This is a genomic window from Shewanella submarina (assembly GCF_042646185.1).
GTDB classification, from domain to species: domain Bacteria; phylum Pseudomonadota; class Gammaproteobacteria; order Enterobacterales; family Shewanellaceae; genus Shewanella; species Shewanella corallii.
Map to the genome: position 1 here is coordinate 103646 of NZ_JBHRTD010000012.1, position 18931 is coordinate 122576.

Sequence of the window (18931 nt, forward strand, 5' to 3'; positions counted from 1 at the left end):
TTAATTAAGCTTCATCTAAATATCCGTCCATCGCCCTTGCCAAGCTACGCAGTCAGCCGTCAGACTCAGTGTTTTCCTGTCACAAGCCTGATGAAGGAAACGTGATGAAAGAGCACAAGATGACCTTACTCAAAGACAGCCGCCTGTTGACGGCGACCATATCCGCTGTGGGTGCTGCCCTCTGTATCTGGACACTGGCAGCTGTAGACCACTCCTTTAATGGTGATTGGCTACTGATGGCCCCGTTCGGTGCAACCATGGTGCTGATATTTGGTGTACACCAAAGTCCTTTGGCCCAACCCAAAAATGTCATTTTCGGCCATCTGATTACCGCCACTGTGGGGCTGATCTTTATCAATACCCTGAGCGTTACGCCGCTGACTCTGGGGCTGGCAGTCGGTTGTGGCCTGTTTATTATGCTGCTCACCGACACCACTCATCCACCTGCCGGCGGTAACCCGCTGCTGATTATGATGGGGGCGCACCACGACTGGATGTTTCTGCTGCACCCAGTCCTTTTGGGAACACTCGCCATTGTGGCACTGGCGACCTTCTATCACAGACTGATCCCGGGACATGTTTACCCTTACAAAGTTAAGCGGTGATTTTTAGCGCCAAAATGAATCGGCCCCGCAGTTTGCACTGCGGGGCCGTTCAATTTTTTTATTATAGTTTGCGTACTCGCCCGGCGGCGCTCCAGCACGCTATGTTGCGACCAGGTTTACCTCAGGGTTGGTAAATTCTGCACCGGACAAGCACACAGTACCGCGTACACCTGTAAGTTCAAAGCAGTCAAAAGTTTGAATCGTTGCAAAACACAGATTTGCCAAAACAATCCATCATTTTTAACCTTGAGTTAAGCCCTTTGTGCTACTCAATAAGACTCTATCTCCATGGGAAGGTGGCGTTGATGTGACGGTAAAATGCAGTTCACCTGTACTCTCATTACACATTTGGTGATAGCGTCCCGGTTCAATCAATATTCCCTCTCCCGCCTTCAACAAAACAGATTCCTGCAGGAACCTCATGACAGCTTTTCCTTTAAGGATATAGAAGAACTGAGTCGCATATTGGTGGCGGTGCATCTGCTCATGACTGTTAGCAGGCATCCTCTCCTGAATCACACTCAGACTGTCAGTTTTAACCAGATGCCATCCATCGGCTCCCTCACCCCAGTGATAATGTTCAGCAACCGCTGGTGAGACCTTGTCCATGTTCAACTCCTATCCGTAAACATTCGGCTGCCACAGTTGCATAAAGGTATCCGGCGCCACCAAGGGCGTGAACCCATATTTGAGGTACAAGCCATGGGCATCCCGTGTTGCCAGCATCATTCGTCTTAGCCCTTGCAGTTCAGGATGGGAAATTATTTTATCCATCATCAGTTTGGACAGGCCTTTACCTCTATGCTCCTCAAGAACAAACACATCGGCAAGGTAAGCGAAGGTGGCTCCGTCTGTAATCAATCTGGCAAATGCCACCTGCTCATCTGCTTTAAACACACCAAAGCAAAGCGCATTATCGATAGCTTTATCCATCACTGCACGGGGGATACCTTCTGCCCAATAGCTGCGACTTACATAATCGTGAATCACTGACTTATCCATCAGCTGAGAACCACACACCAGCTTATACTCCGCAGGTTGCTCCATTATCCCTCCAATGTTCTTGTTGTTTACGCCACCTCAAGCCGAACCGCAGCAAATTTAAACTCGGGGATCTTGCCGTAGGGATCCAGCGCAGAGTTGGTCAACAGGTTGGCAGCCGCTTCCACATAAGCGAATGGCACAAACACCATATTCTCTGCCACACCTGTGTCAGCTCTGGCCTGCATAACAATTTCACCGCGGCGGCTGACCAACTTAATGTTCTCACCGGCATTAATCCCCAATCTCTTAAGCGTCACAGGATTCAGGGAGCAGTTGGCCGTGGGCTCTATCGCATCCAGCACCCGCGATCGGCGCGTCATACTGCCGGTATGCCAGTGCTCCAACTGTCGACCTGTGGTCATGATATAGGGGAACTCGTTATCGGGGACTTCGTCCGGGGGAACCAGATCTGCCGGCGAAAACCTGGCTCTTCCTCCGCTGCGCGGGAAACTGTCTGCAAACACCACACTCTCACCGGGTAGCTCCTCCCCATGGCAGGGATAAGTGACTGCGTCTTCAGACTCCAACCGCTGCCAACTGATATTATCCAGTGACGGCATCAAGCGCTTCATCTCTGTGAACACGGTTTCCACCGAACCGTATTGCCAGTTGAGCCCAAGATGATCGGCAAGTTCAGTCAGAATAAGCCAGTCCTCTTTGGCCTCTCCGGGAGACTCAACCGCTTTACGCCCCATCTGTACCTGGCGGTTGGTATTGGTCACTGTGCCTGTTTTTTCCGGGAAGGCCGCAGCCGGAAATATCACATCGGCAAAACAGGCAGTTTCAGTCAGGAAAATATCCTGTACCACCAGGTGATCCAACCTGGCCAGCGCCGCTCTGGCATGCGCCACATCGGGATCTGACATGGCCGGGTTTTCCCCCATAATCACCATACCGCGAATGTCATCACTGTGGATGGCGTCCATCATCTCCACTACAGTCAAGCCTTTGTCTGCACTCAGTTTGACGCCATCCCCCCATAAAGACTCAGCAGCCTCACGGGCGTGTTCCTCCGCCACGCTTTGATAGTCGGGCAGGAACATAGGGATTAGCCCTGCATCTGAGGCACCCTGAACATTATTTTGCCCCCGCAGCGGATGAAGCCCGGTTCCGGGTCTGCCGACATGTCCACACATCAGCGCCAGCGAGATTAAGCATCTGGCATTATCTGTCCCATGAACATGCTGACTGACCCCCATGCCCCAAAAAATCATGCCCGCTTTTCCCCGGGCGAAGGTTCTGGCCGCGTCGCGGATCTGTGCGGGTGCTATCCCACACAAGGGAGCCATTGCTTCAGGAGAGAAACGTTGCAGGTGCTGCTTCTGAGCCATCCAGTTCTCTGTGTGTTTATCTATGTAATGCTGATCCTGAAGATTCTCCTCGACAATCACATGCATCATGGCATTAAGCAAAGCCACATCCGCCCCGGGACTGAACTGCAGCATGTGGGAAGCAAAGCGCTTCATTGCCGTTCCTCTGGGGTCCATCACAATCAGCTTGCCTCCCCGGCGCGCAAACTGTTTAAAGAAGGTGGCAGCCACAGGATGGTTCTCTGTGGGATTACAACCAATCAAAATAGCGACATCGGCGTTTTCAATCTCATTAAATGTGGCTGTGACCGCGCCTGAACCAATATTTTCCATCAAAGCTGCCACAGAGGAGGCATGGCAAAGGCGGGTGCAGTGATCCACATTATTATGGCCAAATCCCTGGCGTATCAGCTTTTGAAACAGATACGCCTCTTCATTACTGCACTTGGCCGATCCCAGCCCGGAAACACTCTCCCCGCCATATAAACTTTTGAGCCTGTTAAGTCCCTGAGCCGCTACTTCCAAAGCCTCCTGCCAACTGGCTTCTCTGAAGTGAGTCAAAGGATTTGCAGGGTCGACGTTAAGCCCCTTGGGTAAATTTGGAAGGCGGATAAGCGGTTTGGTCAGCCTGTGAGGGTGATGGATATAGTCGAAACCAAATCTGCCCTTTACACAAAGCCTGCCTTCGTTGGCAGGACCTTGACGCCCCTCGACATACAGGATCTGCTCATCTTTAACTCTGTACTCCAATTGGCAACCCACACCGCAGAAGGGGCATACCGAATTCACTGACTTTTCCGTCTCTGTGTTGGGGCCTACAACATCAGACTCCAGCAGTCGAGATGGCATTAATGCACCGGTTGGACAGGCCTGCACGCACTCACCACAACCAACACAGGTTGAGCTTCCCATTTCATCAAACTGGTCAAAGATGATTTGACTCACTTCACCGCGATTGCCCATGGCAATTACGCCATTCACCTGCACTTCATCACAGGCTCTGACACACAAATTGCAATGAATACAGGCATCATGATGAACGCCTATCGCTGCATGGCTGGAATCGGCATTGCGGGACTCACCGCCGCCCCTGGGAAAACGACTGGCTGTGACAGAGAGTTGTTCTGCCAGGACTTTGAATTCTGAATCTGTGTTGTGATGGGAGTTGGTATCTGTCAGCAGGAGTTCAACCACCAGCTTTCGCGCGCGGTCTGCTCTCTGACTCTGGCTGGACACCTTCATGCCTTCAACAGGCTTTCTCAGGCAGGAGGCCGCCAACACGCGCTCGCCCTCAACTTCAACCATACAGGCCCTGCAGTTGCCATCTGCGCGATAGCCTGGCTTATCGGAATGACAGAGGTGGGGAATACTTGTGCCCAGGCGTTTGGCGACCTGCCAGATGGTCTCATCCGGCGCTGCAGTCACCAGGGCACCATCCAAAGTAAAACGTACCGGACCACTTTGTTTAGTCTGCATCCTTTGATACCTCATCCGGGAAATACCTGATTACCGTTCTGAAGGGATTGGGGGCAGCCTGCCCGAGCCCACATATAGATGCATCTGTCATTACACTGCCCAGTTCCTCCAGCAACGCTTTGTCCCAGTGCTCCATCTTCATCAGGCTGACTGCCTTGCCGCAGCCAACACGGCAGGGCGTACATTGACCACAGCTTTCATGGTGAAAAAATTCCAGCATATTAATGGCCGCAGCTTTCACAGAGTCTTTATCTGAGAGTATGACGACGGCAGCAGAGCCAATCAGAGAGCCCAATGGCTGAAGGGTATCGAAGTCCAGCGGCACATTATTTTGCGATGCGGGTAATATGCCGGACGCAGGCCCTCCGGGCTGATACGCCGTAAAAGTATGGCCCGACAACATGCCTCCGGCTGCGGCTATGATGTCAGTAATGGTGCTGCCGCTTGGCAACATGTAAATACCCGGATTGTTCACTCTGCCGGATACCGAATAGGTTCTGAGTCCGTTTCTGCCATTGTGCTCCACATCCGCCAGCACCGAGGGCCCCTCCCGACAAATCCGGGCAGTCCAGTAAAGAGTCTCGACATTGTGAACCAGTGTTGGCAGTCCAAAGAGTCCCTGCTGTGCCACATAAGGGGGTCTGTGTCTTGGCAGGCCCCTTTTGCCCTCGATTGACTCAATCATGGCACTCTCTTCACCACAGATATATGCCCCTGCTCCCCTTCTGAGCTCAACCCAATCACAGGGTATTAATCCCTGCTGCTGCAGCGAGTGAAGCTCAATTTCCAGAATTTTCAGTGCGACCGGATATTCGTCTCTGACATAGATGTAGATCTTCTCAGCCTCAACCGCCAACGCGGCGAGCAGCATGCCTTCCAATACCAGGTGAGGCCTGGACTCTAAATAATATCTGTCTTTAAAGGTACCCGGCTCCCCCTCATCAGCGTTTACCGCCATATATCTTGGACCGGGCTCTGAGCGCACCGCGCTCCATTTACGGCCACTGGGGAAGCCTGCGCCTCCCATTCCCCGCAAGCCTGAGTCAAGCACCTGTTGCTCCAGAGACTGTGCTGAAACATCTCCTTGCTGAAGAGATTTGAACACCTGGTAGCCGCCATCCAACAGATATTGTTCAAGACACTCATAGTCAGGAAGTCTGGGCTCGAATTGTTTTCCAGTAATAGCCTGTATAACTTTATCCGGCGTTGCATTATCGATATGAGTGCGCCCCACTGACACTGTTGGCGCCAGATTGCAGCGCCCCATACAGGGAGCCCGCAGAACTCTTACAGTATTCGGGTCACAGGCTTGCTGCAGCTCACCGGCCAGCCGATCACTGCCTGCAAGGCAACAGGAAAGGGAATTACACACTCTCAGGGTGATTTCGGGCAGATGCTGATCATCATCGAGCAGGTCAAAGTGACTGTAAAAGCTGGCCACGCCAGCAACCTCTGACTCAGGGAGATTAAGCCATTCGCCAAGGGCTTTAAGGTGCTTTTTTTGCAGGCCGTTAAAGGCGTCTTGAATGCGGTGAAGATACTCAATCAACAGGTCTCGCCTTTTTGGCATATCACCAAGCAATGCGACCACCTGGTTATAAGCAGCCGCATCCAACTGACGGCCTTTAGGACCTTTACGTCCCTTGCCGGAAGCGGATTTCCAAATGCCTGCGTCTCCATTGTTACTATGCTTCATTACCACCCTGCCGGATTTGCCTGTCAGCGTTCGTTAATACATTGTTATCAGGCATTTGGTGCAGGAACAAGACTATAAGTGTCAGGTAAACCCGGGCTGATGGTGCAGATCCGCAGAGGAACGGGGATTGGGTAATTATTGATACAAACACAAAACTGTTTTTACGGGATCAAAAAAGGCGCCGCAGCGCCTGATTTGAGATGGTCAGTGTTGGGAGAATACTTTCCTCAGCCCATCCGGGTTTCCAGCCTGTAATCTTCGCCATCTTTATCGGTAAACACCTTATTACCTACCTTCTGGGTAGATTTGGCGCCATGGAGCAGGCTGAGCCAGATGCGACATGAGATAGTCTTGGTCAGGCTGGTTTCAATTTGGATATCTTCAATATGGGCTGCATTTTCACGGCCACGACCTGCGGTGCGGTCAAAGCTGACTTCTATGTGAATATCACCCACCTTAAATACCAGCGCGCTTGGGTCATCTTTGTGACCCGACATGGCCACAAACTGGCCCGGGGTCTGCAGCCCTGTCTGGCTACCGTCGGCGAAAAAGGCCAACAGGTGCTGGTAGTACACTACGTAGCTGATAACATCCTGATGAGAACCATGTTCCAGTGGGCAATGTTCGTCCAGAAAACGACGGGCACTGTCCAGCAGTTCGGTATTCTGGCTGTTTTGAGTTACCGGCTGCATTATTTGTGTTCTGTGTTCTTCCTGTTGCATCATGGTCATATTCATCTTTCTGTCCTCGCTACACTGTCATCATCTTGCCGTCTGGCATTTCCCAATCTCAGCAATGAAAGGTCGGATACTTTCCGTCATTGCTTAATTTGTAGCCTAGCGAACTTTTCGATACAATTTCACAATAAAAATTTTACAATGTGAATTTTACAAATATGCGCAGTGAACAAACCCTGGGTCGAAAGTCACATTTCCTTGGCACAAAAATACGTAACCTTCGGAAACGTAACCATTTAACCATGGAGGACCTGTCTGCCAGGTGCATCCGGGTAAACCCGGAATCTGCACCTTCGGTTTCCTACCTGTCTATGATTGAAAGGGGCAAAAGAGTTCCCAGTCAGCAGATGCTTGAGGTGATCGCCGAAGTTTTTCAAAAAGATATCGGCTGGTTTCTGGATGAAATGCCCGAGCAGGATGCCATTACCCCGGAGAAAGGAAAACGTGGCGGGATCAGCGGTATGGCACTGGAACCCGGCTTTCTGTTTTCACAGGACATTCTTCAAATCGCGATTCCCGAGATGCTGTCTCAGACGGGGATCAGCGGCAGACAGTTTGCTCATCTGCTTATCCGTGCCCACCAGGAACACCACCAAAATCACTTCCCTGATCTCGAGCGCGCCGCGGAAGAGGTGGGCCACAAGCAACTTGGGCTTACCGTGGAAGAGCTGACAGGCATGCTTAAACGTCAGGGTGTCCGCATCAAGTGGTTTGATGAATCGGCAACCAGAACTGCCGATGATGCCGGTGTACTGTCCGGCAGGTTGACCACATCTTATTTTGAGTCTCCGGGAGTCGTCTATCTGAATAAGGCACTGAAAAAGCACCCGACCCGCCTTAAATACGATCTGGCTGTGCATCTGGGCCACAGTGTCTTGCATAATGTCGATGCCAGTCGCAGCCCTCTAAGCGCGGGGCGTTCAAGAGTAGAAGACAGCGGCAATGACTTCAGCACCACCCCGAATCCTCAGGATATATTGCACGCATGGCGGGACTTTGAGGCCAGTTTCTTTGCCGGGGCTATTCTGTGTCCCAGAGTGCCTTACAGACAATTGCTGGACCAGCACGGCTATGAAATCGACGTCCAAAAAAAGATAGAGGTATCGCCTTCAGTAGCCATGCGCAGGATGACCGTCGCGTCACCCTACCCTCATTGGCACTATTTTGATGCTTATGCGCCGGGAAAACTCAAAGCAGTATATCGGGGCAACGGTATTCCTCTGCCCTGGGGAAATATGCGTCAGGTCGAGGACCCCTGTCAGCACTGGGCCGTATTCAGAATGATCAGTGAAGCCGGAAAATCTGGCTCGTCGGCACAGATTTCCATTTTAAATGTGAACGGTGAGCCCAGAATATATTGCTGTGAATCCCTGAGAGTGAGCGATCTTGCCGATAACCCCCATGTGCTGTGTGCCGGCATCGACCTTAACCCAGCCATCGATGCTCAGGATGGTAATGCGCTGGAGCTGGCGGAAGATCTGAAAAAGGCCTGTGTAAGCAAGGGAGGCTCAGTGGCTATTCCTGCAAGTATCCGCCAGCGTCTGATCAGTGTTGCCCGCATTTTAAATATCAATTGGATAGAGCGAGGCATAGACAACGAAGCCAGGCTGATTTGCTCCCGGGGTGCGGTATGTCCAAGGGACCCGAGCTGCTATAAAACTGGCAAACATCACGACAAATAAAAAGCCACCCAAATATGTGGTGGCTTAGTAAGAACTACAACGGATGATTAGACCGGGTTGCTGATATCCACAAACTCGTGCTCCAGCCCGAACTCACGGGCGAGGTGTTCACCCAATGCCTGAATACCATAGCTTTCAGTAGCATGATGACCGGCGCTGTAGTACTCAATGCCCTGCTCCATGGCAGAGTGGAAAGTGCGCTCGGAGACTTCACCGGAAATAAAGGCATCCAGACCATATTGAGCGGCAATATCCAGATAATCCTGTGCGCCACCTGTGCACCAGGCCACAGACTGCACTTTTCTGTCGTCGGTACCGATATGCAGAGGCTCCCGCCCCAATGCAGCAGCAATATCGGCTTTAAATTGAGATGCAGTTACAGCTGATTCAAGTTTGCCGCGCCAAATCAGTCCCTGTGCCACACCTTCTATGGGTTCTGCGTCAAGAATACCCAGCTTCCTGGCAAGGGTAGCATTATTGCCAACAACCGGGTGAGCATCCAGCGGCAAGTGATACCCCAGCAGGTTAATATCATTCAACAGCAGCGCCTTAATGCGCCTTTGTTTCATCCCCACAATTTGCTCAGGTTCACTCTTCCAGAAAAAACCATGGTGAACCAACAAAGCGTCTGCTCCACGCTCGGCGGCAATCTCGATCAGAGGCTGACAGGCCGTCACTCCGGTCACGATTTTATGGATCTCTTCCGAGCCCTCAACCTGAAGCCCGTTGGGTGCATAATCCCTGAATTTGTCTACCTGAAGAAACTCTGCCAAATAGGCGATCAGCTCTGCTCTTTTCATTGATTTTCAAGCCTGTTGTGTTTTTTTGTGAGTGTAACCGAATTCCCCGCGTTTCCCCATACGGGACCGGCATGAATCATCACCTTGCTTTAAGTTCATCTGTATTGAGTTCATACCAAAATATGTGTTGAGCGGTCGCTTTTGAGGGGAAAATTGGACTTTTCAGGCCTTTAGCCTTTAAAATTAGCGCAAACCTCCAAGTAAACTTTAAAAAAATAGGTTCCAATTATGTCAAAACTGACCAAAGAAGAGGTAATCAGCAAGCTGGAAGCAGCACTGTCTGCAAAAGAAGGCAAGGCAGTCACCATTGAACAAAAAGGTAGCTGGTTCAAAATCGATGGCGGTAAGTCCATGCGCTTCAGCGAGTTGGAAGCCATGTTGGAAGAGCAAGGTGAAGTTGTAGCCCCTGCGGCGGAAAAACCTGCAGCGGCCAAGCCAAAAGCGAAAGCAGCACCAGCCAAGAAAAAAACACCAGCGAAAAAAGCTGCCAGCGGTAACGGTGGTTTGACTCCAAAGGAGCTGTGGCGTCAAAAGTTGGCTGGCCAGAACGCCAAGTTGCCACGCGGTTTTTAAAGTCTATTCAAATTAAAGGGCAGGCGATTCAGGGATCGCCTGCCCTTTTTTATGTCTGTTGCAAATGCGCTCTGACTACATTGCCGGGTCGACCCGTACATAGCCGGGGAAATAAACCACCCGAACTTCATCGCCGGTCTGGAATGACACTCTGGGGTCAGGATCCTGCAGCACCATCACCTGTTGTCCGTCATCCTGTTTAATCAGAAGTTCAACCAACCGATACTGAACTATGCGATCCCCCCCCTGTTCAGAGGCTATAGCAGCCCCCAGTAAACTCCCCAGCACAGTGGCAACGTCCTGACCCGAGCCTCCACCAAACTGGTGCCCTACAACACCACCAATCAAGGCTCCACCGAACGTACGCCAGCCATGATACTGATCCGCCACCAACTCCTCTTTGGTGACCAGATTCACCGACTGCACCTGGCCATAAACCACCTTCTCAACCGGCACAGCCTGATTGCGCTCATAGCCTTGAACAAGCGGTGACAATATAAGCATGAACAGCATCAAAAACACTGGCTTGGGTTTCAACATAGCTGATTATCCGCTAATTTATATATAGGCCGTAACAAGAGCATACCCAATAGTGAACTCCCTGTCTTTTCTGGATCCCAGTCAAGGTCAATTCCCGCATCCTGAGCAAGCATTAAGTGAGCCCAATGGTCTGTTGGCCATTGGCGGCGATCTGAGTACAGAGCGACTGTGTCAGGCCTATTATCAGGGTATTTTCCCCTGGTTTAACGAAGATGACCCTATACTTTGGTGGTCACCAGATCCCCGGGCGATTTTCATTCCCGGTAAACTGCATTTGAGCCGAAGCTTGATAAAGCATTTAAAGAAGACTAACTGGCACTTTACTGTCAATCACGCTTTTCAGGAAGTGGTGGCTAACTGTGCTGCTCCCCGTGATGGTCAGGACGGCACCTGGATAAGCCCAGATATACAGCAAGCTTATTTTGCCATGCACGAGTCTGGAAAAGCTCACTCTCTGGAGGTCTGGCAGGATGGCGACTTGATTGGTGGACTCTATGGTATCGCCGTTGGTCAGGTGTTCTGTGGAGAATCCATGTTTCACAAGCAAACCAATGCATCCAAAGCAGCAATGGCTATGCTGGATCAACACCTCACCGCCTATGACTTCAGACTGATTGACGCCCAGATTATGAATCCTTATCTGGAGTCTCTGGGCGCTCAAGCCTTTAAACGCTCAGAATTTCTGACTCTGCTGCAGAAATTTCGTGATGGCACCATCTCACCGGCATGCTGGCAGCGCCAAGAGGTAACACTTGAACTCGACTAAGACTCAGGTGGCGATTGGCATCAGCCAGCCCTATCAATGTAATTATCTGCCGGATCAGCAGGAGCAACTGCTGATTATTCAGGAAGCTGTTGATGACACCATCTTTGAGCGCCTGTTGGCGCTGGGGTTTCGCCGCAGCGGCAATGCGATTTATAAACCAAGATGCCCCAGCTGCAGCGCCTGTCTGCCGGTGCGCGTTCCGGTTAATGAGCTGAAATTAAGTAAGAGTCAAAAAAGAACCCTGTCCCGCAATAAAGATCTGCACTGGCGGGTAACCGAACAGGTGGAAGAAAGTCATTATCCCCTGTATGAAAAATATATCCGTCTGAGACACTTCGATGGCCCCATGTTTCCCGCCAGCGAGGAGCAGTTTGCTCAATTCCTTACCTGTAATTGGATGCAGCCAAGATATATAGAGCTGTTTAACAAGGAGAAGTTGATAGCCGTTGCAGTGACTGACTATTTGCCCAACAGCCTGTCAGCCATTTATACCTATTTTGACCCGGATGAAGAGAAGCGATCACTGGGAAATCTGATGGTGTTACTCCAGTGTCGGCTGGCCAAATTGTTGGATAAAGAGTTTCTTTACCTTGGATATCAAATCGATGCCAATGTGAAAATGTGTTACAAACGTCGTTATCAACCTTACCAGTTGTTAACCGGACAAGGTTGGCAATATGGCAGTTAAGCCAAAGCGTTACTCTTTACAGCACGTCAGATTTACGGCATGATACGGCAGTTTTTAGATTCGAGGCTAACGGGATTTATTATTAATGGCGAAAGAAGACAACATTGAGATGCAAGGCACCATTCTGGAGACCTTGCCTAACACAATGTTCCGCGTAGAACTGGAAAATGGTCATGTGGTTATTGCTCACATCTCCGGTAAAATGCGCAAAAACTACATCCGTATTCTGACTGGTGACAAGGTTACCGTTCAGCTGACTCCATACGATCTGACCAAAGGTCGCATCGTCTTCCGCGCGCGTTAATATTACCCAGTCCGAAAAACCCGGTTTTCACCGGGTTTTTTAGTTGGTAAGCGGATAAAAAATGGCTGCCCTGGGGCAGCCATTTTCATTTTGTGTTATCCAAACAACGGATTAATTGGTTACCGTTTCCAATGACTTGCTTTCGATAACAATCTCACCTTGCTTAACATCCACTTTGGCAATACCGCCTCGCTCAAGCTCGCCAAACAGAATCTCATCCGCCAATGGGCGTTTAATCAGATCTGTCACCACACGAGCCATTGGACGGGCGCCCATGGTCTTGTCGTACCCCTTCTCTGCGAGCAAGGTTCTGGCCTCATCGGTCACATCCAGGGTCACACTCTTGGAGTCCAGCTGCGCCTGCAGTTCAACCAGGAACTTATCAACCACCTTGGCAATCACTGTCATATCCAGGTGATTGAACCAGATGATGGAATCCAGACGGTTGCGGAACTCAGGAGAGAACACTCGGTTGATCTCTGACATGGCATCCTGACTGTGATCCTGCTGCTGGAAACCAATCGACTTGCGAATCGTTTCCTGGACACCTGCGTTGGTGGTCATCACCAGAGTCACATGGCGGAAGTCCGCCTTACGACCGTTATTATCAGTCAGGGTACCGTGGTCCATTACCTGCAGCAGCAGGTTGTACACATCCGGGTGAGCCTTTTCAATCTCATCCAGCAAGACCACACAGTGTGGGTTCTTAATCACGGCATCGGTCAGCAAACCGCCCTGATCATAACCAACATAACCCGGAGGTGCGCCAATCAAGCGGGATACGGTATGACTCTCCATATACTCCGACATATCAAAGCGTACCAGCTGCATACCAAGACAGGACGCCAACTGATTGGTCACTTCTGTCTTACCCACACCCGTTGGGCCCGCAAACAAGAAGCTACCGACAGGCTTCTTATCCGTCCCCAAACCGCTGCGAGACAGGCGAATGGCCGCACTCAGGGTCTCAATCGCCTTGTCCTGACCGAACACCACCATCTTAAGATTACGTTCAAGGTTCTTGAGCGTGTCCTTCTCAGTGGCGGATACCGATTTCTCCGGGATCCGGGCAATACGCGCAATAATAGACTCAATCTCAGACTGGCCAATGGTCTTCTTGCGCTTGCTCGGTGGCTGCATCGCCATTCGCGCACCAGCTTCATCAATCACATCAATCGCTTTATCCGGCAGTTGCCTGTCATTGATATGCTTGGCAGACAGGCTGGCTGCACTGGACAAGGCTGCGAGTGTGTACCTGACCTTGTGGTACTCCTCATACTTGCTCTTCAGCCCCTGCAGGATCTTGGTGGTTTCATCCACGCTGGGTTCATTGATATCCACTTTCTGGAAACGACGGGCCAGTGCCCTGTCCTTCTCAAAAATAGTCTGATATTCCTGGAAAGTCGTTGACCCCATGCATCTCAGACGACCGCTGGACAGCAAAGGTTTCAATAAGTTGGAGGCATCCATCACGCCACCGGAAGCCGCACCGGCACCGATAATCGTGTGGATTTCATCGATAAACAGAATACTGTTCTCGTCTGCCGCCAGCTCTTTAAGCAGGTTCTTGAATCGCTTCTCGAAGTCACCGCGGTATTTGGTACCGGCCAGCAGGGCTCCCATGTCCAGAGAATAGACAGTAGTCTGTGCCATCACCTCCGGCACCTGCTGATTAACAATACGGTAAGCCAGGCCTTCGGCTATCGCGGTTTTACCAACCCCGGCCTCACCCACCAGCAGAGGGTTATTCTTGCGACGACGGCAAAGGATCTGAATGGCCCGCTCGACTTCCTGTTCCCGACCGATAAGTGGATCAATATGTCCCTGCTCTACCATTTCGTTCAGATTGGCAGAAAATTGCGACAACATGCTGCGCTCTTCGCTCAACTCAGCGGAATCGTCATCCTCACGCTCCTGCTCCAGTGAAGACATATCCTCATCTTCAGATTTGCTGAAACCGTGGGAGATATAATTGACTATATCTAAACGGGTAATGTCACTGCGACGTAACAGGTATACAGCCTGTGATTCCTGCTCACTGAAAATGGCGACCAACACATTGGCGCCAGTCACTTCCTGACGACCGGATGACTGCACATGGAATACTGCGCGCTGCAACACCCGCTGGAATCCCAGTGTTGGTTGAGTCTCCCTTCCATCTTCAGGCTCTGGAAGAATAGGAGTGGTTTGACTGATAAATGTTGCGACTTCATCCCTGAGTTTATCGAGATTGGCACCACATGCGATCAGCGCTTCCTGCGCCGCCGGATTATCGATCAGTGCCAACAGCAAATGTTCCACCGTCATATACTCATGACGGGAATCTCTGGCCTGCTGAAACGCCAGGTTCAGGGTTACTTCAAGATCTTTATTCAGCATAGGCCCCCCTCAATTGTACTCAGCGCTGAAATCACGCCTTCTCCAATGAACACAGTAACGGATGTTGGTTTTCCCTTGCAAATTGATTGACCTGGATCACCTTTGTTTCTGCAATGCCAAACGGAAATACACCGCAAATAGCTTTGCCCTGATAGTGAATGGTCAGCATGATATCGGTCGCTTGCTGTTCATTCATGTTGAAGAACATCTGTAAAACCTCGACGACAAAATCCATCGGGGTGTAGTCATCATTATTAAGTACCACCTTATACATAGAGGGTGGCATCAACTCGGTTTCGGACTTTGACTCAACCCGTTCGATATTTCCTGTTTTACCCATGCGTTTATTTTAGCCTCTGAAATACGCCGCCACCAATTGACAACAAAAAATTAACCAAATGTTGTATTTATGTTAATTTACCCTTGACATCTAATTTGGCTGCTCTCATTCTGTTCAATGAGCGATGATTAGGGAATCGCTCATCAGGTTTTACTATCTTACTGGGAAGTAGACAACAGAAGGAAGTGGAAGTATGGCAAGCGGAACTGTTAAATGGTTCAACAACGCCAAAGGATTCGGGTTTATCTGCCCTGATGAAGGTGGTGAGGATGTCTTTGCGCACTATTCTACGATCGAAATGGAAGGCTATCGAACTCTAAAAGCAGGCCAGGCAGTTCAATTCGAAGTGGAACAGGGTCCCAAGGGCATGCATGCATCCGCCATCAGTCCGGTTAAGTGATTGAGCGAAGAAGATGTGAAAAGCAGGACACTGTCCTGCTTTTTTTTATGTCTGAAAACAACAGCGTACCTATGCGCTAACACCATTCACTCTGTTCAGATACACAAAGTGCAGATACAAAAAGAGCCGGCTTAACCGGCTCTTTGTCATTATCTAACCTCAGGCTTACTGAATAATGCTGTTCAGTGTCGCGCTTGGGCGCATCACAGTATTGGCCTTGGCGTCATTCAGACGGTAATAACCACCCAGATCCACAGATACACCCTGAGCTGCATTCAGCTCATCGACCACTTTAGTCTCATTAGCAGCCATTGCTTCAGCAACCGGAGCGAAGTGAGCGGCCAGCTCGGCATCTTCTGTTTGTGCCGCCAGCGACTGTGCCCAGTACAGACCCAGATAGAAGTGGCTGCCACGGTTATCCAGCTCACCTACACGGCGGGATGGAGACTTGTTCTCATCCAGGAACTTACCAATGGCCAGATCAAGGGCATTAGCCAGCACCAGAGCACGGGCGTTATCTGCATAACGGCTCAAATGCTCCAATGAAGCACCCAGTGCCAGGAACTCACCCAGAGAATCCCAACGCAGGTGGTTTTCCTGCTCTACCTGCTGTACGTGCTTCGGCGCACTGCCACCGGCGCCGGTTTCAAACAGGCCGCCACCGTTCATCAAAGGCACGATAGACAACATCTTGGCACTGGTACCCAGTTCCAGAATTGGGAACAGGTCAGTCAGGTAATCACGCAGCACGTTACCTGTCACAGAGATGGTGTCTTTACCCTCTTTGATACGGGCCAGAGAGAAGCGAGTCGCTTCAACCGGCGACAAAATACTCAGATCCAGACCATTGGTGTCATGGTCCTGCAAGTAAGCTTCAACCTTGCGGATCAGCTGAGCATCATGGGCACGGTTTTTATCCAGCCAGAACACCGCAGGAGTATCGGACAGGCGTGAGCGGTTTACTGCCAGCTTCACCCAGTCACGGATTGGAGCGTCTTTGACCTGACACATACGCCAGATATCACCTTCCTCTACCTGATGAGACATAAGCACATCACCGGCAGCATTCACCACTTTCACGGTACCAGCGGCAGGAATTTCGAAGGTCTTATCGTGGCTGCCGTACTCTTCAGCTTTCTGAGCCATCAGACCAACGTTTGGCACACTGCCCATGGTAGATGGATCGAACGCGCCATTGTCTTTACAGAAGTTGATAGTTTCCTGATAAACACCGGCATAGCAGCGATCAGGGATCATGCACTTGGTGTCTTTCAGCTTGCCATCCGGGCCCCACATTTGGCCGGAAGAACGAATCGCCGCAGGCATGGACGCATCAATAATAATGTCACTTGGTACATGCAGGTTGGTAATGCCCTTATCAGAGTTCACCATGGCAAGTGGTGGCTGCACGTCATAGACAGCATTCAGATCCGCTTCTACTTCGGCACGCTTGGCATCGTCCAGCGTCTGGATCTTGGCATAGGCATCGCCAATACCATTGTTCACGTCTACACCCAGCTCTTCAAACAGGGCGGCGTGCTTATCAAAAGCCGCTTTGTAGTAGGCCTTCACACAGTGACCAAACATGATGGGGTCAGATACCTTCATCATAGTGGCCTTCAGGTGCAGTGACAGCAGTACACCTTCTGCCTTAGCCGCCGCAATCTCTTTTTCGAAGAAGGCATTCAGGGCTTTCTTGCTCATCACTGCAGAGTCAATAATCTCACCGGCCTGCAGTGACAGACCCTGCTTGAGAGTCTGAGTGTTGCCATCAGCCCGCTCCAGCACAATTGAAACTTCTGTTGCAGCATCAACAGTCACAGACTGCTCGCTGCCATAGAAATCACCGGCTTCCATATGAGCCACGTGAGACTTGGAGTCAGACACCCACTTACCCATGGAGTGAGGATTCTTGCGGGCATAGTTCTTGACTGAACCTGGGGCGCGACGGTCTGAGTTACCTTCACGCAGTACCGGGTTTACCGCGCTGCCCTTCACCTTGTCATAGGTCGCCTTGATGGCACGTTCTTCATCAGTCTTCGGCTCATCAGGATACTCAGGCAATGCATAGCCTTTGTCCTGCAACTCTTTAATACAGGCTTTCAACTGAGGAATAGATGCAGAGATATTTGGCAGCTTGATAATGTTGGCGCCAGGCGTTTTCGCCAGTTCGCCCAGCTCTGCAAGGTGGTCACCGATACGCTGCTCTTCAGTCAGCAATTCGGGGAAGCAGGCAATAACACGACCTGACAGGGAAATGTCGCGGGTTTCGACATTAATACCCGCAACCTGAGTAAAAGATTTAATGATGGGCAGCAGAGAATACGTCGCCAGGGCTGGAGCTTCATCCGTCTCCGTATAGATAATAGTTGGGTTATCTTTCATTTCTCGTCCTACAGTACAGTGATTGTAATAAATTGTATGACTTGCGATTTTTATGTAGGAAGTGACGCAGCAGTCCTTCCATTATTATTGCTGGACCAGTCGGGAAAGGTTGCCTGAAGGCTATGGTGTCTGTGACCCCAACCTACCCTGGTCGAGTCTCGCAAAACAGCAGCTGTTCTCCACAGAGATCACATTTGTTGGCCGTCATCATAGAGCATTCAACGCCAGATTCAAATTCCACAACTTCAATCGTCATAAGAAAATGTTCTACTGCCCGTAACTTGCAGTATCCATGGGTTGGCTTCGCCCTGTATGACGGCCCGTAAACTCTAATTCAAATCCACGCCAGGGTAACTATGACCAAAGTGGAATCGAACAAGAGCAACTGCTTAGCGCCGAATACCCATTTGCTAAGGCCCAATAGACCAATAACTTTGGTATTCACACTATTGACGGGTAAACTGTACAACATTCCTGTTCATCACTCTTCGTCCAAACGTGCAACACTCTCCTCGAGACAAGCGCAGTCATCAAAATAAGCGCAGTGCCGGATTCGGCAATAAAAGTAACCAGTCCAAATCGCCAACAGGGCGTACCTCCAATACCAGCCGTCCTTCAGGCAACAGGACAAGCGGACCTCGCCGGGCAGTCAAACCCAGGGTAGAAAACCCTGTCATCGTGCTGTTTAACAAGCCTTTCGATGTACTTTGCCAGTTTACCGACGAACAGGGCCGCCAAACGCTGAAAGATTTTATCGATGTGCCAGGGGTTTATGCTGCGGGACGTTTGGACCGGGACAGTGAAGGTCTGTTACTGCTGACCAATGACGGTCTGTTGCAATCCAGGCTGACCGAGCCGAAAAAGAAAACCTACAAAACCTATTGGGTTCAGGTTGAAGGCATTCCCACCGAAGAGGATCTGGATAAACTGCGCCAGGGCGTCGAGCTGAAAGATGGTATGACGCTACCGGCGAAAGTACGATTGATGGATGAGCCTCAGGTATGGCTGCGCAACCCTCCTGTGAGGGAACGCAAGTCTATTCCCACCAGTTGGCTGGAAGTGCAGATATGCGAGGGCCGTAACCGCCAGGTCAGACGTATGACCGCCCATATTGGTTTCCCTACCCTCAGGCTTATCCGCTATGCCATTGGGCAGTACCGTCTCGATGCATTGGAAAATGGCCAGTATAAGGTGATAAATATATAA

The 18931-nt window shown here is 50.7% G+C and carries 18 protein-coding genes; 8 read left to right on the forward strand and 10 right to left on the reverse strand.

All coding sequences use genetic code 11. The features are described 5' to 3' along the window. Positions 1-104: 104 nt before the first annotated feature. Positions 105-605, forward strand: a complete 501-nt coding sequence (locus ACFOE0_RS09420) for an HPP family protein (protein WP_248935637.1) — start codon at positions 105-107, stop codon at positions 603-605. A 240-nt stretch (positions 606-845) separates the two neighbouring features. Here ACFOE0_RS09420 and ACFOE0_RS09425 read toward each other — a convergent pair whose 3' ends face one another. The 5 genes from ACFOE0_RS09425 to ACFOE0_RS09445 form a co-directional block, all read right to left on the reverse strand. Then, positions 846-1214: a cupin domain-containing protein gene (locus ACFOE0_RS09425; protein ID WP_248935638.1), complete on the reverse strand. Its 369-nt coding sequence runs from the start codon at positions 1212-1214 to the stop codon at positions 846-848. A gap of 9 nt (positions 1215-1223) precedes the next feature. Then, the gene (locus ACFOE0_RS09430) at positions 1224-1652 is read right to left on the reverse strand and encodes a GNAT family N-acetyltransferase (RefSeq protein WP_248935639.1); all 429 of its coding nucleotides are present in this window, start codon (positions 1650-1652) and stop codon (positions 1224-1226) included. 23 nt (positions 1653-1675) lie between these two features. Then, complete coding sequence (fdhF, locus tag ACFOE0_RS09435) at positions 1676-4435, reverse strand: formate dehydrogenase subunit alpha (protein WP_248935640.1); 2760 nt, start codon at positions 4433-4435, stop codon at positions 1676-1678. After that, entirely contained in the window at positions 4425-6131 is a 1707-nt protein-coding gene (locus ACFOE0_RS09440; RefSeq protein WP_248935641.1) for an NAD(P)H-dependent oxidoreductase subunit E, read from the reverse strand. Before ACFOE0_RS09440 ends, fdhF begins: the two co-directional genes overlap by 11 nt. A 227-nt stretch (positions 6132-6358) precedes the next feature. After that, positions 6359-6868: a malate synthase gene (locus ACFOE0_RS09445; protein ID WP_248935642.1), complete on the reverse strand. Its 510-nt coding sequence runs from the start codon at positions 6866-6868 to the stop codon at positions 6359-6361. Positions 6869-7026: 158 nt separating this feature from the next. Between ACFOE0_RS09445 and ACFOE0_RS09450 the strand changes: the two genes are divergently transcribed. Continuing rightward, entirely contained in the window at positions 7027-8550 is a 1524-nt protein-coding gene (locus ACFOE0_RS09450) for a DUF3612 domain-containing protein (RefSeq protein WP_248935643.1), read from the forward strand. 47 nt (positions 8551-8597) lie between these two features. On the opposite strand, the gene ACFOE0_RS09455 is transcribed toward ACFOE0_RS09450, so the two are convergent. After that, positions 8598-9350: a Nif3-like dinuclear metal center hexameric protein gene (locus ACFOE0_RS09455; RefSeq protein ID WP_248935644.1), complete on the reverse strand. Its 753-nt coding sequence runs from the start codon at positions 9348-9350 to the stop codon at positions 8598-8600. Positions 9351-9578: 228 nt separating this feature from the next. On the opposite strand from ACFOE0_RS09455, the gene ACFOE0_RS09460 reads away from it, so the two are divergent. Then, positions 9579-9923 carry a hypothetical protein gene (locus ACFOE0_RS09460; protein WP_248935645.1) on the forward strand — a complete coding sequence of 115 codons (345 nt, stop codon included), beginning with the start codon at positions 9579-9581 and terminating at the stop codon, positions 9921-9923. Between the two features lie 75 nt (positions 9924-9998). Here ACFOE0_RS09460 and ACFOE0_RS09465 read toward each other — a convergent pair whose 3' ends face one another. Continuing rightward, positions 9999-10463 carry an outer membrane lipoprotein gene (locus ACFOE0_RS09465; RefSeq protein ID WP_248935646.1) on the reverse strand — a complete coding sequence of 155 codons (465 nt, stop codon included), beginning with the start codon at positions 10461-10463 and terminating at the stop codon, positions 9999-10001. Between the two features lie 52 nt (positions 10464-10515). Between ACFOE0_RS09465 and aat the strand changes: the two genes are divergently transcribed. The 3 genes from aat to infA all read left to right on the forward strand — a co-directional run bounded on the left by aat (position 10516) and on the right by infA (position 12221). After that, a complete protein-coding gene (gene aat / locus ACFOE0_RS09470) occupies positions 10516-11229 on the forward strand; it encodes a leucyl/phenylalanyl-tRNA--protein transferase (RefSeq protein ID WP_248935647.1) in 714 nt (237 codons plus the stop codon). Further along, on the forward strand, positions 11216-11917 hold the full coding sequence (locus ACFOE0_RS09475) for an arginyltransferase (protein ID WP_248935648.1): 702 nt from the start codon (positions 11216-11218) through the stop codon (positions 11915-11917). Before aat ends, ACFOE0_RS09475 begins: the two co-directional genes overlap by 14 nt. A gap of 85 nt (positions 11918-12002) precedes the next feature. Further along, positions 12003-12221 (forward strand): translation initiation factor IF-1, encoded by a 219-nt coding sequence (infA, locus tag ACFOE0_RS09480; protein WP_006081934.1) that lies wholly within the window; start codon positions 12003-12005, stop codon positions 12219-12221. Positions 12222-12332: 111 nt separating this feature from the next. Here the strand turns inward: infA and clpA are convergent, their stop codons facing one another. Beyond that, on the reverse strand, positions 12333-14600 hold the full coding sequence (gene clpA / locus ACFOE0_RS09485) for an ATP-dependent Clp protease ATP-binding subunit ClpA (protein ID WP_248935649.1): 2268 nt from the start codon (positions 14598-14600) through the stop codon (positions 12333-12335). 31 nt (positions 14601-14631) lie between these two features. Then, positions 14632-14940, reverse strand: a complete 309-nt coding sequence (gene clpS / locus ACFOE0_RS09490; RefSeq protein WP_248935650.1) for an ATP-dependent Clp protease adapter ClpS — start codon at positions 14938-14940, stop codon at positions 14632-14634. 193 nt (positions 14941-15133) lie between these two features. Here clpS and cspD point away from each other — a divergent pair, with 193 nt between their 5' ends. Then, a complete protein-coding gene (cspD, locus tag ACFOE0_RS09495; RefSeq protein ID WP_115138985.1) occupies positions 15134-15340 on the forward strand; it encodes a cold shock domain-containing protein CspD in 207 nt (68 codons plus the stop codon). A gap of 165 nt (positions 15341-15505) precedes the next feature. On the opposite strand, the gene ACFOE0_RS09500 is transcribed toward cspD, so the two are convergent. Continuing rightward, positions 15506-17725, reverse strand: a complete 2220-nt coding sequence (locus tag ACFOE0_RS09500) for an NADP-dependent isocitrate dehydrogenase (RefSeq protein ID WP_248935651.1) — start codon at positions 17723-17725, stop codon at positions 15506-15508. A gap of 498 nt (positions 17726-18223) precedes the next feature. On the opposite strand from ACFOE0_RS09500, the gene rluE reads away from it, so the two are divergent. Next, complete coding sequence (gene rluE, locus ACFOE0_RS09505; RefSeq protein ID WP_248935652.1) at positions 18224-18931, forward strand: 23S rRNA pseudouridine(2457) synthase RluE; 708 nt, start codon at positions 18224-18226, stop codon at positions 18929-18931.